This is a genomic window from Kaistella yananensis (assembly GCF_026107505.2).
Lineage (GTDB): Bacteria > Bacteroidota > Bacteroidia > Flavobacteriales > Weeksellaceae > Kaistella > Kaistella yananensis.
Genome location: NZ_JAPCHZ010000001.1, coordinates 668,625 through 682,930 on the forward strand (window position 1 = coordinate 668,625; position 14,306 = coordinate 682,930).

Below are 14,306 nucleotides of genomic sequence, written 5' to 3' on the forward strand. Positions count from 1 at the left end.
CAATGCAAGTGTAAAACTGCGGATGACTGCCTTTTTTGTGGATAACTCAAGATTTGGTGTAATAAGAAAAAAATTTATTCGGAATTGCACTCACCAAAAAACAGTTTGTTTTTCGGAATTGCATTCACCACATTTTCGGATTTGCACTCACCCGTAATTCGGAATTGGACTCACCATAAAATAGAAAGAAATCCTTTGTCAAAAGGGACTTTGACAATAAACTAAAAGTATTATTAAAAGAAATTAAAAAGTCTTTTTTTATTTAAAAGGAAATGTGTATAAGTCAATTGCTTTAAAAAAGAAAAAAATGAATTGCAAAAACATCAAGCAAAAAATTCTAATCCGCGCGGTTTTGGAATCCTTCAATCATTTTCCCGTCAAAGAAAATAGGAAAACCGCTTTTTACTTTGCGTTGGACAGGGAGGAGAAAATCCCGAGTCTTTCTGTTGATTTTGAAAAAAATCAGGCATTCGATTTTGGGACAGGCAGAAGTTATGATGTGATTTCCATCGTTCAGCAGATAAATAAATGTTCCGTTTCAGATGCCTTGAAATACCTTGCACAATTTGCTGGCATCAGCGAAAATGCAAGTTCAAAAACGCCAACTACAAAAGGAGAAAATCACAGAATTACTAAAGTTCAGGAAGTCTGGCATCCTGCTTTGGCAGATTATTTAAAATCGCGAAAAGTATTTGAACAAAAAGAATTAGTGAGAGAAATTCATTATGAAATAGGTGGCAAACAAGGCTTCGGAATTGGATTTGAAAATCAATCGGGGGGATTTGAAATTCGTAGTACTTATTCAAAAATCTGTCTTGGCAAAAAAGATATTACACTCATTCAGTTGAGTACAAAAAGTTCTGAAATCGTAATTTTTGAAGGTTTTTTCGATTACCTCACTTACCGAAATTTGGAGAAAAACAAAACTCCAACTTGTGATTATCTAATTTTAAATTCTACTTCAATGCTGTTTAGAGCGGAAGAAATTCTAAAGAATTATAACAAAATTTGCCTTTTTTTAGACAACGATGACAATGGCAAATCTTCTAAGATGAAAATTCAAAATCATTGTAAATATAAAACTGTTGAAGATTGCTCGTTAATTTATCACGATTTCAAGGATTTGAATGAGTGGTGGTGTTCGGATAAACGATGAAATTTTCAATTCAAATAGATTAAATCCAAAATTTTACTTCATTTCCTTTATTTTCTTCTGACAACAGCGTCCTTTAAACTTACTCCAACCTTGGCTCTGCTTTTACGTTTGCAAATGTAGGACGGCAACAGCCACTCAAAAAAATCTTTTTGGGTTTCTACAAAAATTCTTTCCACACGCTCCAATAATTTTTCCAGACACTCCTAAATCCTTCGGACAAAAAGATTTCAAGCCCGATTCGGCATTGATGATTTCATCAGTGGAACGAATCGGGTTTTGTGTGTCTGTTACCGTCCTATGGTCATCGGCAAAGAAAAAGCCGGAACCTCAGTTGTACGAATCAATTCAACAAAAGACGCTCTTTGACATCAGCGGGAAAACAAAAAAATACAGGAAACAATAGTGTCCTTACACTATATAAAAGAAAAAGAAAAGCCGAGTGTCCTCGATACCAAATCAATTCACTCGAAAATTTGACCAACTGACAAAACGAAAATCAACGAAATATCAACAATTTAAAACAACACATTATGAACACAATTATCGGTAGAGTTACCAAAAACGCAGAAATCAACCAATTAAGAAACGACAAACAGGTCGTGAATTTTTCAGTAGCCATCAACGACAGCTACAGAACCAAAGATGGAGAAAGGAAAGAACAGACCACTTACTACAACTGCTCTTATTGGATTAGTCCGAATGTCGCCAAAATACTTACCAAAGGAACATTGGTGGAATTATCGGGAAGAATCAGTTCGAGTGCGTGGATAGGAAAGGATGGCGAAATAAAGTCGGGACTGAATTTCCACACTTCTAAAATCAAACTTCACGGTGGCGGACAAAGGTTGGATGCAACCCAAACCATTGCGAAACAAACCGCGCAACCAAAGAACGAGAACCCATTTGCAGAAGAAACCGAAGACGATTTACCATTCTAAAGAATCACAAAATGACAGCACAATTTAATTTTCAGATGAAACACCGAACCGACAAAAGAGATTGGGAAGAAATAGAGGTGTACTACAAAACCCATTGCGACAGAACCACCGCAATACGCTATGCGAGAAACCTATCCAAAATGTTCAAATCGGAAATCCGACTGACAGAGGGAAAAGAACCGCTGAAGACAAGCGGAACCTACATTTACGAAAATTCAGAACCTTTATATTCAAAAAATTATGGCAAACTGGTGTAGCAATATGGTTGCCTTTGAAGGCAACGAAACAGCATTGGAACAGATAAAATCGAAGTTCCGAAGAATGATAAGCCTTGAAAGAAGCGAACAGTGCGGACAACTTCCCAATTTTATTAATCCAAAAGACGGAGGATATTTCTTCGATATCATTTGGGATGAAGGCGACTGCATTTTCAGTTATCAAACGAAATGGTCGCAGAACACCAAAGTTTTGGTTCAGATTGCGGAACGCTTCAATGTGGACTTTATCCACGACTACGAGGAAATGGGAAGCTTGCTTTACGGCAGGAGCATTTATGAAGATGGAATACTGACAGAAATCGACTTGGACGATAAAGATTTTGAAAAGTATCAATATGATGATGAAACCGACACCTACCATTTTGAGGGAGAATACTATGACAGCGATGCCGAAATATTGGAAACCTTACTCGAAAGAAAGGTGAGAAGCAGGAATGAGAATGTCCAACTATTGCAAAACAGCAATCCAATTTGATTAAAAATTTAGAACCATTACGACCAACAACAATTCAAAAAGCAAAAAATATGCAGACCAATTTTTTCAGACAACTCGCCAATTTGAACCTTACAGGCGATTTGCAGATTACATTAAGACCAACCACAGAAAATAGTTTCGTCCTTTCCGTATTGCTCCACAACGAGCAATGCGGGGACGATGCGAGAAAACTTATTCCGCCCTTAAATCTTCGGGGAACAGCCGAAGAATTGGATAACGGTTTTTTTGAGAGAATTTCAACACCGCTAAAAACCGCATGGGGACTGATGGTGGATATGGAGCAGTATATGAAGCAACTCGAAGAAGCCAAACAGAAATCCGCAATGGAAAAGGAAAAAGCCGATAAAGAGAAAAAAGATAAGGAAGCCAAAGAGAAAAAATACAAAGAAGCCTTTGAAAAAGCCGAAGCACTCGAAAAAGACGGCAAATACAAAGAAGCGTGGTCGGCACTTCCCAAATCATCGGAGTTTCCCGACTTTGCAGAAGTCATCCGAAAAAAGCAGGACGAGTACGAAAGACATTTTGCTCCAAGTCTTTTCACGAAAACAAAATAGGTAAACGAAGTTACAGAATAGAATCTTAAAAATGAGAAATTATGTTATTAGCCACCCAATTAGAAAGAGTGTTTATCTTGAAAGACAACGGACAGGAAATCAAACTTCCCGACCCGGAACCGAAATGGAGCGTAGAAGCGGTGATGAATTTTTATTCCAACACCTATCCGATTCTGACAACAGCCAAAGTTTCTGCACCACAAATCAAGGACGATACGGTTCAATACAGATTTGAAAGTGTAATGGGAACAAAAGGATAAAATTGCCTCTAACCTCCCATTTTGCGAGGTTTTTGGATTTAGATATTAAATCATCATAAATCAATCATCAATCATCAATCATCAATTATGAACTATGCAACAACAAAACACCATTTCGGGAATCATAAAACTTCCCGAAGAAAGAAAACAAAGGCAACTGCACCGACAACTAACCGAATTTTCGGAATGGATGAAACGCCCGAAAGATGGTTCGGAAATAAGGAAAGACAAACGGAAATCAGTTCCCATCAACCAACTGCCAATGGTTTTCTAAAGGCGACATTTCTGCCAAAATTGAGAGAACGCAAGACAGAAAAATTATCGACAATTGAAACCAAAATAATGGAAAGGGATTTTTACAATTCCCTTTCCCAATTGGCGGAACACTACCAGATCCAAACGAAACCGACAAAGCATTTTGATTATCCTTACAATATTGCATTGGCATTGGACGATCTTGAATACCAACTCAAAAATAAGATAGGAGATTGGGAAGAAGTTCGATTAATAAAGGCAGAAGAAAAAATCTACCTTACCACTAAGGAACGCTATGATACAGGTTCAATGCTTTATTACATTCCCATTGTTGCACTATACCGATTGTCAAAAAATCCAAAAAGAAAACAGGCAACAGAACTTTTAAAGTCGGTGTATTCGTATCTGTATCACGTTGCAGAGATTCCGTATTATCGGGACCAAAACAGTTATCTGTATTGGATGTATGAAATGATAACGGATTGGATTGTTTCTGATGATGAAAACGAAGATACTGCAAATTACTTGTATGAATTAAAGCAGGCGGAAATTATCGGTGAATTAATGGCGCAGAAAATTTTCAGCCATCAAAATTTAAGTCGGTTTAAAGAGCGTTTAAATGCCTTTAAAAGTAAAGACAAATTTGATAATGACTGCTTTTTATTGGCATCAAAACTCTATGAACTATATCAGAACTATCCTAATGAAAACATTTATCGGAACGCACAAATTCAAAGAAATTTTGACGATGATGAGCGCTATTCATCTCTATCAATGGACAAATATATTTCCTTTTGTGCGGAAGATAAAGGTTGCCTTTTTCAGACACTTTTTGAAAATGTAAATATGGAGTTTCAAGAATATGCTTCGACAGAAGAACCGACAATTATCAAAAAGTTTGATGGAAGCGATTTGACAGATATAAACCTCGATTATGAAAAAAGAATTTTTCGTTTGATAGAGGAACTGATAGATTTACTGAACAACTCTTAAACATCATCAATCAATATTTAAATTAAAGAAATGGAAGATATAACCCAAAACTTCGGAACACTTTATTATCCAACATCAGCATTGGTTTTTTATCAATCTAAGGAGCAAATTGAAGATAACTATGTAGAGCATTTTGATATGGATAAAAACGGAAATCCAATCAACGCCCATCCTTTGACAGAGAGAGAAGCGAAAGTATTGGCAAAATCTTTGGCAGTCAATACGAAAAAGGAAAAAAGACGAGAATTTTTGAATCCTAAAGGGATTTTGGCGACGAATATTCTGCACATCAACCCAAGCGAAAATGCTTCGGTAATTTGGTTCACAAAATCAGGTAAGCGGAATCTATTCTTTAGTGGAAATTTAGAAATTCCCAACGGAATAGGAGAAGTTCCCGCACTGCTTTGGTTCGCAACCGAACGAAACTTGACCGTTTTTGCACTCGCCAACAACAGGAGACCGACAGAAAACACGCTGCTTTTCTATGCCCCATTTTTCAATGTTTACGAAAACGGAAATGTCTGTATGGGAACAGTGGATGTGGACATCAAAAAATCTGCTTCATTGGAAGAATTTACCCAAAAATGGGAAGATTATTTTTTCAATTCCTATTTCAGCCATTTGATGAACGGACATAACCCAATCAACGGAAACTGTTTGAATCTGTGGAAAGAGTTAATAGGAACAGGGAACAAATTTCCAAACAAAGTGCTTAAAAAATCCAACAAGACCTTAAAAAACCTACTGAAATGAATATCGCAATAACTACAACTGAACAAGACATTAAAACTAAAGTCCACTTTACGGACAATCTTCTACTGAACCCAACCAATCCGATTTCTGTAAACCTAATCGGAGCAGGAGGAACAGGTTCGCAAATGCTTACTTCATTGGCAAGAATGAACCACGCACTTAATGAACTTCACCACGCAGGATTATCCGTAAGATTGTGGGATAATGATATTGTAACCGAAGCCAATCTTGGTTGACAACTATTTGCAGAAAGTGAGTTGGGATTGCACAAATCTGTCGCATTAATCAACCGAGCCAACCGATTTTTCGGGACGGATTGGAAAGCAGAAACTCGAAAATTTGAAAAAGACAGACTAAACAGGCTTCCCGAAAATGCCGGAGCAAGTATCTATATTTCCTGCGTGGATAATGTGAAGACACGGTTTGAAATTGCCGAAATATTGAAAAACTTAAAAAATGTAGGCTATTATTCCAACCGTCCACGTTATTGGATGGACTTTGGAAACAGCCAAAATACTGGACAGGTCGTCCTTTCCACAATTGGAAAAATCAGCCAACCCCAATCAGAAAAATACAATACGGTTGAAAATCTGCCTTTCGTAACCGAAGAATTTGGCGAACTATTGAGGAATTCTGAAATGCAGGACGACACACCGAGTTGCAGTTTGGCGGAAGCATTGGGGAAACAGGACTTGTTTATCAACTCCACTTTGGCACAAATGGGAAGTTCGCTTTTGTGGAATTTGTTCCGAAACGGAATGACAGAATACAGGGGATTTTTCCTTAATCTCAAAAATTATCAGTCCCAACCGATAAGATTGTAAAAAATATCGCCGACCGAATCCAAAATTTGGTCGGCGGCAAAAATGCAGCTCCTCACTACGGTCGGAACCGCATTTTTGCGAAATAGGAGCAACCACATTTCTAAAACATTGCCGATGCTTTGCTATGGGATGTTTTTGAAAAGAGGTTGCGGTATTTTTTTGTTTTTTTTTAAAAAAAGATTAATTTAGTCAAAACTGACTAATAAAGAGTAGTTTACAAGAACCGAAAGAGTTATCGGTAACGATTTAGTAATGGTGCTTACTGCACTTGCTTTCATTCAATTACCTTGTAAATCATTATTGCAAATTTATAAAAAATAAAGGTAAAGCAGTGAAACTTTACCTTTATTTTTCGTCTTGCTCGTCCATTCTTTTGATAAGTGCATCCCGAAGACTATCAAGGAACTTCGTTCGGTTTATCTTCCTGCCTTTCAGTTCCAAATAGGAATGGTAGAAATCCCCTAAGTCAATATTAAACATATTCTCAAAGGTCTTGGCAATGATTTTAATGTCGGCATTCCCGTTGTCAATGGAACCCTGCGAATGCAGTGAATAAACCCAAATCACGCAGTTGAAATTTTTTGAGATAAGTCTATGGGGTAATCCCAAATTCCGACGAACCATTTTCTGCGTTTTTTGGTGAGTGCAATCTTCAGTTTGAGTGTGTCACCTACTTTTTCAAAATAAGCTCCAATAGCAAAGGTTCTATATCGTAGTGTAGATAATGTTTTCTGCGTTTTTTCCTGAAGAACAAACAGTCTGAAAATTGACATCAGATTATAAGCAATCATCGAAAATATAAGTGCAGCTTCTGTAGGGAAAAAGCCTTTAAGGTTAAAACTTTCGGCTCCAAAATCTGCCTTTAATTCCTTGATTCGATTCTCTGCATCGCCTCTGTTTCGGTACGTTCTCCAAACATCTGTTGCCGATTGTTCTTGGTTGGTAATATAGGCTGAATAACGATAATTTCTATGGATTTCATCTTCCGGAAACAGGCTTAATATTCGACCTGCCGCATTCGGCCGTTGTGCTGTTTTTTGCCTTACAATGACTATCCTTCTTGGCTTTTCCCAGTTTTTTGCTTGATAATATTTGTCGCAAATTTCGATGCCCTCATCAACTTTTATCCAAAAATCTTGCTGGTTTATCAAGTGTTGAATGGGGTGAGTAAATTTTGCAGCGATGATGTATTGGAGTGTTTTTAATTCAAGATAATCCATAATGTCTTTCTGGAAAAAACCACTATCCAAACGAACTAATCCTACTTTTTTATCCCCAAAATTTAAGAGTGTTTCTTCTAAAAATCCTACAAAATTATTTGCCGAAGAAGTATCACCGCTCCTGAGCCAAAAATTAGCGACCATCTTTACATCGTTCACAAATGCAATGATAGGATGATGGCTGTTTCTTCCTTTTTTCTTAGGATTGTAGCCTTTTTTTGCTCCCTCTTGCTCTCCGTATCGAGTAATTACAGATGAATCAATGTCTAACGTAAAATAATTGAGGTTCAAATTCTGAAAAAACCAACTGAAAAAATGATGCCCAACTTGCTGGTTGATGTGTTGTGTAAACTTGCCAAAATAGCGTTTATATGCGTCCTGAGCAGGGGTTTTCCGCCAGTCAAATATTTCCCCAAGAGCCTTATCTGCACGGGTAATTTCTGTGTGCAAAAAACGATTGGCGCCACACCAAATACTCGTAATAAAAGATTCAAGCAAAACTTCTTTTTTATAAGAATTATTGGAAAGTGACACAGGTAAAGATTCGCATTTTTCAATTTGCTCTCTAAAGCCGATTTTGTCCAACATTTGCTTTAAAAACACCATTCCTCCCCAAGGCGTAATCTCTTTATTGGTAAAGGATAGATCGAATTTCATCGCTTATTTTTTTCTACTGCTACGCAGTTGGATATTAGAATACTAAAATACTCTTTTTTTTCTATTGCGGAATTTGGGATAAATCAATTCAATGAGTGAAGTTTTGCTGCCCGTCCAGTTCAAAGGTGTGGTTTCAAATAGCTTTCTCTGATTGTTATTACTCAACTGGTCTTCAAGATAAACCTGTATCAAATCGTTGGCAATAATCTTGGCAACCTTGTAATCGTGGGATGTTGTGAAATTATGGTCGGCTTCAAAATAATACGTGTCTAAACTTAACTTTATATCGTGCTTGCCACGCAAAAAGAATTTATTGTCGAGGTGGGTGCTGTTGGTTCTATAATACTTGTAAAATTCCAGATTGGCATCGAAATATCGTTTGATTTTGGAAAGCTCTACATTAAGATATTTCTTGATGGTTTTATCCCCTCCACGTGGTCTTTTGGTTTCAATCTTGTAAATCGAATTGAAGTAGATGAGCTTAGAAACCAACTGCGGTTTTAACTGCTTGAAAAATAGTATTTCCTCTTCATCATCTTTAAAGCCATTTTTCTTAATGTATTTCTTTATCTCTTCAAGTTTCTGTAAGACCAGTCCAATAGCATTTTCATACGATACCAGTGAATTACTCGGCTCATAGGTCAATTCATTTATTCTATCGTCTAATTCGCTTATTATAGTTTGGCAATAATCTATCATCGGAACCGGAATTTAAAGTGTGAAACCAATTAAAAAGTATAAAATGAGGCAGCAATTGCAGATAGCCCACAATAAATTGCCTCATTTTAATATGTATTGAAAGGGTACGAGAAAGCCCTATCCTTTATTAGAAACAGGATAGGGCTAAGAGATTAAACCGCTAATGGTTCTGCTTTAAAGCCTTTTTTCTTAACGATGGCAACTATTTCATCTTGTGTTATGCCCTCTGATTTTACGGTTAGAATTTTGTCATTGTTAGCTGTATCTACATTCCATTCGCAGATACCGTCCGCACTATCCAAATCCGCTTTTACCTTTGATACACAACCACCACAATTAAGATTGGTCTTGAACTGAAATTCTGTATTTTCCATATTTTTTAAACTTTATTTAATATTTTTTGAACTGCCACAAAATTCAATATAATCCCTAAGCCTGCTATTGTGATATTCTGGGTTTAATTTGTGACATTTACTGTTTTGCGGACTATTAATGTTTGTGGGCGTGATGGCTGTGGTCTTCTTCCGATTTTTCTCCCTCTGATACGGTAATCGTGAAATCTGCCGTATGCACCACGTTGTCTATTTTGAACTGTACCCATACTCTGTAAAGCCCCGCTTTTTTGATAAGCGTTTCGGCATAGATTGGGAAATTTTCTTTTGAAACGGGGTGTATATGTAGAAAATCCTTATCGGCTTTGCTTATCATTACGATATGGGCAGTCGCTCCGAGATAGTTCTGCATATCCTCTTCAGCTAATTTCTTGCCCTCCTTTTCTACTGAAAATTGCAAGCCCTGATTTCTGTTTGTTTTGAAATCCTCGCCGTTAAGCAGCGTTACCGTAAAACCATCTACGGTTGAAACCAACTTTGTTTTTAACTCGGTGGTTTGGGCTGATGCCGTACCTTTTACGTCAATGGTTTGCTTATTGACCTCTCCCTCGGCTCCGTTCGGTTTGTAGTCCGTAAATAACAGGTATTTGCCTGCTTCCGGGAATGTTTCTGAAACCTTGTAAGAACCGTCTGCCTGTTCTTCGGGGTGGATATGGTCAAACCAGGTCAGCTCCTCATTCACCACCAAAAGGTGCATTTTCATTTCGTGCACTACTTCCAACGGTACATTTTTACCGTGTTTTGTAACGGCAATGGATAAGTTTGTCGGTTTGCCTGTTTGGACATTTTGCGGGTCGGCAGCCACTTTTACGTCAAACTGGCTTTTCTTATTGTTAACAGGTGTCAAAGCCATACCACATTTAGGGCATTTATCGCCTTTGTTTCCTGTTACTTCCGGGTGCATCGGACAAGCGTATGCGCTGTCGTGATTTGCGTGCTGATGTGTATTCATATCCTCTGATTTTTTATTATTAATTTCCGAATTGTTACAGGCAGATAAGGCTGCCAGTGAAACAAACGTGCTTAGCAATATGGTTTTTAAATTATTCACTTATCTATATCTCTTACTACAATACAAATTTCCGTATTAAATGGGTTGTATCTATTGTGATATTCTTTGTTTGATTTACGATTTTTACTGATTGCTAACGCTGTTCTTTTGGCTCATAACAATCCTGATAACGACTATCAATGTGATGATAAGCATCGGTATCAATGCAATGTTTACGCCGTTCCAACCCCAGTAATTAAACAAGCCGCCTGCGAAGAAGCTCGCTATACTGATTACTGCAAAAACCGTGAAATCGTGGAAAGCCTGCGTTTTTTCTTTCTCTTCAGGTCTGTACACTTTGGTTAGCAAGGATGAACCACCGATAAACAGGAAGTTCCAACCTAAGCCCACAATAAACAATGCGGAAACGAAATGTACAAAGCCTGTTCCCATCACGGCAATAACGATGTACAGGGACAAAATCGCCAAGCCTGAAATAATGATACGGTAAATACCGAATTTCTGAATGAGCATACCTGTAAAGAACGAAGGCAGGAACATACCCAATACGTGCCATTGGATAACCGTTGCTGAACTATCTGACGAATGTCCTACACTATGCATCGCTATCGGTGTAACGGTCATAGACATTCCCATTACGGCAAATGCGGTAGATGATGCCAGTATTGCAAGGATGGTATCTTTATTCTTAATGATTTCTTTTAACGGGCGAACTTTCTTAACTGCTTCCTTGGTTTGTACCGCAGATGTTCTTTGCAGCTTTAGAAAGGAAATAACGCCCAAAGCGACCACGCTTAACAGGATAATGGAAAAGTAGGAATAAGCGTAAGGAACCGCCCCTAAATGCTGTGTAAACCTCGCTAAGTTGGGTCCGGCGAAAGCCGCAACAACGCCACCCGCAATAACGAAAGAAATTGCCTTGCTTTTCGCATTGTCAGGAACGGCATCTGCCGCCGCAAAACGGTAGTATTGCGAAAAGCCCTGATAAGCACCAATGAGCATATTACCTACTGAAAACAGCCAAAAGGAATTTTGGATAATGGCGTACCACGAAAGCAAACCCGACAAAACGCCTATCAGCGTACCTATCATAAAGGCATTGCGCTGACCTAATTTTCTAATGATGAGGGATGCGGGTATCATCATACCTGCCGTACCTACGGTAATCATTGCCAGTGGCAAGGTCGCCAGGTTTTTATCGGGAGCCATTTGTAAGCCTACCAGACCCGAAAGCGTAATGACCAATATGGATGCAGTCTGAAACAGCGCCTGTGAGGTAAACAGAAGATACACGTTGTTCCATTTTATTTTTGCTGTCATAATCTTAAAATTTATGATACAAAATTGGCAATTTGCTTCGGGCTGTCTATTGTGATATTTCTTGTTTGATTTGTGAGGTTTACTGATTTAGCCCGGTATTGTAAATGCAAAAAGGTCATAGCGTAATCGCTACAACCTTTACTTGTTCTTTGAATAGCTCTTTTAGTAATTGAGCGAAAGCCCTGCACCAAAGCCCATATCACTATCATAGTGCGCCCTGATACCGATATGCCTTGTCAGGATGTACCGCAGGTCTGCCATATACTCCAAATCGGTATTGACCATAAACCCGGCTCTTAACCGTCTGGAAATAGGTATATCCTCCCGCATCAATGAAACCCTGAAAATACCATCGTGGTAAACTTCTGCCTGTACATTAACCAACATCGGTAAGGTGTACATTACCCCTAAACTCACAGCAGCCCTGTTGTCCTTTTTATTAACCTGTCCGAAGAGGTTTTTCTCGTGCTCGTCTATTCCCATTCTGCGGTATCGCCAGTCGAAGCCGACAAAAGGCATCAGCCATTGCATTTTACCAATGTAACGTCCCAAATGCGTTTCCACTTCATAGCCGTGCATATCATTATAGCCTAAACGCCATTCCGTACCCAAACTGTAACGGGCGTTCATCAACATTGCTTCTCCGTCAATACCATTGGTCGCAAAATCACTTTGAGCCATCAAATGTGGCATATTGCTTTCACGCTGCAACATTTTATATGCTTTTTCCTTATTGGGTAAATACGGATTTTTGTAATCATCCACAGCGAAAACCCTATTCATACCTGCCATCATATGATACAGGATATGACAATGGAAAAACCAATCACCCTCGGTATTCGCAAGGAACTCTATCGTATCGGTTTCCATCGGCATAATGTCGATGATGTTTTTCATCGGTGCATTTTCGCCGTGCTCATTCAGCACCCTGAAATCAAAACCGTGCAGGTGTATCGGGTGGCGCATCATTGAGTTATTATAAATCGTAATCCTCAATACTTCGCCTTTTTTAACAGGTATCTTATCTGTTTCTGCCAAAACCTTGTTATCCATACTCCAAACGTAACGGTTCATATTTCCCGTTAAGGTAAATTTCAGTTCCTTAACCGGGGCATCAGCCGGAAGCGTGGTATTATGCGGCGATTTCAACATTGCGTAATTGAGCGTTTTAATGTCGCTCAACGCATTAGCATTATAACGGTTGGGGTCTTCGTCGCTATTCATCTTATGGTCGCCGTGATGCTCCATAGACGGTGCTGTACCCTTGTTTTTTTTGCTCTTTTCCTCGCCTGTAATCTCCGGGTACATCACTACGTTCATATCCATTTGGTTCAGGCTCATATTCATTCCCATATCTTCCAGGTCGCCGTTCATCTTCATCATATCGTTCATCATTTGCATACCCTCAAAATATTTCAGGCGTGGCATTTCCCCGACCAATTGTTTTGTACCGTTGCCAATAAAATAGCTTGTGGATTGGGTACGGTCTTCGGTGGTTGCCATAAATTCAAAGGCTTTGCCGTCCTCGGGAATGGTAACAACCACATCGTAAGTTTCCGATACAGCAATAATCAGCCTGTCCACTTCCACAGGCTCCACATCGTTGCCATCACTCGCCACTACGGTAATTTTACCGCCTGCATAGCGCAGCCAAAAGTAAGACGATGCACCCCCATTGGAAATGCGTAAACGTACTTTATCGCCTGCTTTTAAGGGCTTGCCGTCAATGCTTTTTAAATCGGTATGATGATTACCGTTCATCATTACACGGTCGTAATACACATCGCTCACGTCCATTGCCAACATACGCTTCCATTCGTTGTTCAGCTTGGTTTTGAATTTTCCGCTTCTAATGGCTTCGGCGTAGCTTTGTGTTGCGCCTTTCCTTATCGCAAACCAGTCGCTTGCTGCGTGCAGCATACGGTGTACATTTTCGGGCTTCAGGTTCGTCCATTCGCTTAGCATTATGGGAATTTCCGGTAAATCGTCAATTCCTTTCCTAAATGTTTTATCATCAGCCCTTTTGCGCATTATAAAGCTGCCGTACATTCCAATCTGTTCCTGCAATCCCGAATGTGAGTGATACCAATGCGTTCCGTTCTGAATAATCGGAAATCGGTAAGTATAAGTTGCGCCCGGCTCAATCGGCATTTGCGTTAAGAAAGGTACGCCGTCTTCCTTATTCGGCAGGAACAAGCCGTGCCAGTGCAGGGATGTACTTTCTTTTAACTGGTTATGCACTACGATTTCTGCCGTGTCGCCCTCTGTAAATTCAAGCGTGGGCATCGGGATTTGCCCGTTTACAGCAATTGCCCTCTTTTCCTTGCCCGCATAATTTACAAGCGTATCTTTTACATACAGGTCGTAATGAACTACCTTTTGTGCAATGCTGACTTGTGATATAAAGATTGCCAACAGGGTTAGCGGCAACAGCTTTTTGTAAAGAAATTTTTGATTATCCATTTTAAAAATCGCATTGGTTATAAAGATTAAAAGGCA

The 14,306-nt window shown here is 39.0% G+C and carries 15 protein-coding genes and 1 pseudogene; 9 read left to right on the forward strand and 7 right to left on the reverse strand.

What is annotated here, in order from left to right:
• The first annotated feature begins 307 nt into the window (after nucleotides 1–307).
• The 9 genes and pseudogenes from OK344_RS03005 (at nucleotide 308) to OK344_RS03045 (ending at nucleotide 6,507) form a co-directional block, all read left to right on the forward strand.
• Nucleotides 308–1,156, forward strand: a complete 849-nt coding sequence (locus OK344_RS03005) for a DUF8464 domain-containing protein (RefSeq protein WP_265143383.1) — start codon at nucleotides 308–310, stop codon at nucleotides 1,154–1,156.
• Between the two features lie 530 nt (nucleotides 1,157–1,686).
• Nucleotides 1,687–2,094 carry a single-stranded DNA-binding protein gene (locus tag OK344_RS03010; protein ID WP_265143384.1) on the forward strand — a complete coding sequence of 136 codons (408 nt, stop codon included), beginning with the start codon at nucleotides 1,687–1,689 and terminating at the stop codon, nucleotides 2,092–2,094.
• Nucleotides 2,095–2,105: 11 nt separating this feature from the next.
• A complete protein-coding gene (locus OK344_RS03015; RefSeq protein WP_265143385.1) occupies nucleotides 2,106–2,351 on the forward strand; it encodes an addiction module toxin RelE in 246 nt (81 codons plus the stop codon).
• Complete coding sequence (locus OK344_RS03020; protein ID WP_265143386.1) at nucleotides 2,335–2,847, forward strand: DUF1281 family ferredoxin-like fold protein; 513 nt, start codon at nucleotides 2,335–2,337, stop codon at nucleotides 2,845–2,847. The genes OK344_RS03015 and OK344_RS03020 overlap by 17 nt, the downstream gene beginning before the upstream one ends.
• Nucleotides 2,848–2,897: 50 nt before the next feature.
• Nucleotides 2,898–3,422, forward strand: a complete 525-nt coding sequence (locus OK344_RS03025) for a PRTRC system protein E (protein ID WP_265143387.1) — start codon at nucleotides 2,898–2,900, stop codon at nucleotides 3,420–3,422.
• A gap of 41 nt (nucleotides 3,423–3,463) precedes the next feature.
• The gene (locus OK344_RS03030) at nucleotides 3,464–3,682 is read left to right on the forward strand and encodes a PRTRC system protein C (RefSeq protein WP_265143388.1); all 219 of its coding nucleotides are present in this window, start codon (nucleotides 3,464–3,466) and stop codon (nucleotides 3,680–3,682) included.
• An 87-nt stretch (nucleotides 3,683–3,769) separates the two neighbouring features.
• On the forward strand, nucleotides 3,770–4,930 hold the full coding sequence (locus tag OK344_RS03035; RefSeq protein ID WP_265143389.1) for a hypothetical protein: 1,161 nt from the start codon (nucleotides 3,770–3,772) through the stop codon (nucleotides 4,928–4,930).
• 21 nt (nucleotides 4,931–4,951) lie between these two features.
• Nucleotides 4,952–5,683, forward strand: a complete 732-nt coding sequence (locus tag OK344_RS03040) for a PRTRC system protein B (RefSeq protein ID WP_407936698.1) — start codon at nucleotides 4,952–4,954, stop codon at nucleotides 5,681–5,683.
• Nucleotides 5,680–6,507, forward strand: a pseudogene (locus OK344_RS03045) (PRTRC system ThiF family protein). The gene OK344_RS03040 and the pseudogene OK344_RS03045 overlap by 4 nt, the downstream one beginning before the upstream one ends.
• 345 nt (nucleotides 6,508–6,852) lie before the next feature.
• On the opposite strand, the gene OK344_RS03050 reads toward OK344_RS03045, so the two are convergent.
• The 7 genes from OK344_RS03050 to OK344_RS03080 form a co-directional block, all read right to left on the reverse strand.
• Nucleotides 6,853–7,074 carry an RteC domain-containing protein gene (locus tag OK344_RS03050; RefSeq protein WP_444875026.1) on the reverse strand — a complete coding sequence of 74 codons (222 nt, stop codon included), beginning with the start codon at nucleotides 7,072–7,074 and terminating at the stop codon, nucleotides 6,853–6,855.
• Nucleotides 7,071–8,384, reverse strand: coding sequence for an IS1380 family transposase (locus OK344_RS03055; protein WP_124986422.1), 1,314 nt, complete (start codon nucleotides 8,382–8,384; stop codon nucleotides 7,071–7,073). The genes OK344_RS03050 and OK344_RS03055 overlap by 4 nt, the downstream gene beginning before the upstream one ends.
• 42 nt (nucleotides 8,385–8,426) lie before the next feature.
• The gene (locus tag OK344_RS03060; protein WP_265143392.1) at nucleotides 8,427–9,083 is read right to left on the reverse strand and encodes an RteC domain-containing protein; all 657 of its coding nucleotides are present in this window, start codon (nucleotides 9,081–9,083) and stop codon (nucleotides 8,427–8,429) included.
• A gap of 152 nt (nucleotides 9,084–9,235) precedes the next feature.
• The gene (locus OK344_RS03065; protein WP_091520439.1) at nucleotides 9,236–9,457 is read right to left on the reverse strand and encodes a heavy-metal-associated domain-containing protein; all 222 of its coding nucleotides are present in this window, start codon (nucleotides 9,455–9,457) and stop codon (nucleotides 9,236–9,238) included.
• 115 nt (nucleotides 9,458–9,572) lie between these two features.
• Entirely contained in the window at nucleotides 9,573–10,427 is an 855-nt protein-coding gene (locus OK344_RS03070; protein ID WP_258454290.1) for a DUF8832 domain-containing protein, read from the reverse strand.
• A 183-nt stretch (nucleotides 10,428–10,610) separates the two neighbouring features.
• Entirely contained in the window at nucleotides 10,611–11,807 is a 1,197-nt protein-coding gene (locus OK344_RS03075; protein WP_265143393.1) for an MFS transporter, read from the reverse strand.
• A 162-nt stretch (nucleotides 11,808–11,969) separates the two neighbouring features.
• The gene (locus OK344_RS03080; protein ID WP_265143394.1) at nucleotides 11,970–14,270 is read right to left on the reverse strand and encodes a multicopper oxidase family protein; all 2,301 of its coding nucleotides are present in this window, start codon (nucleotides 14,268–14,270) and stop codon (nucleotides 11,970–11,972) included.
• Nucleotides 14,271–14,306 lie beyond the last annotated feature (36 nt).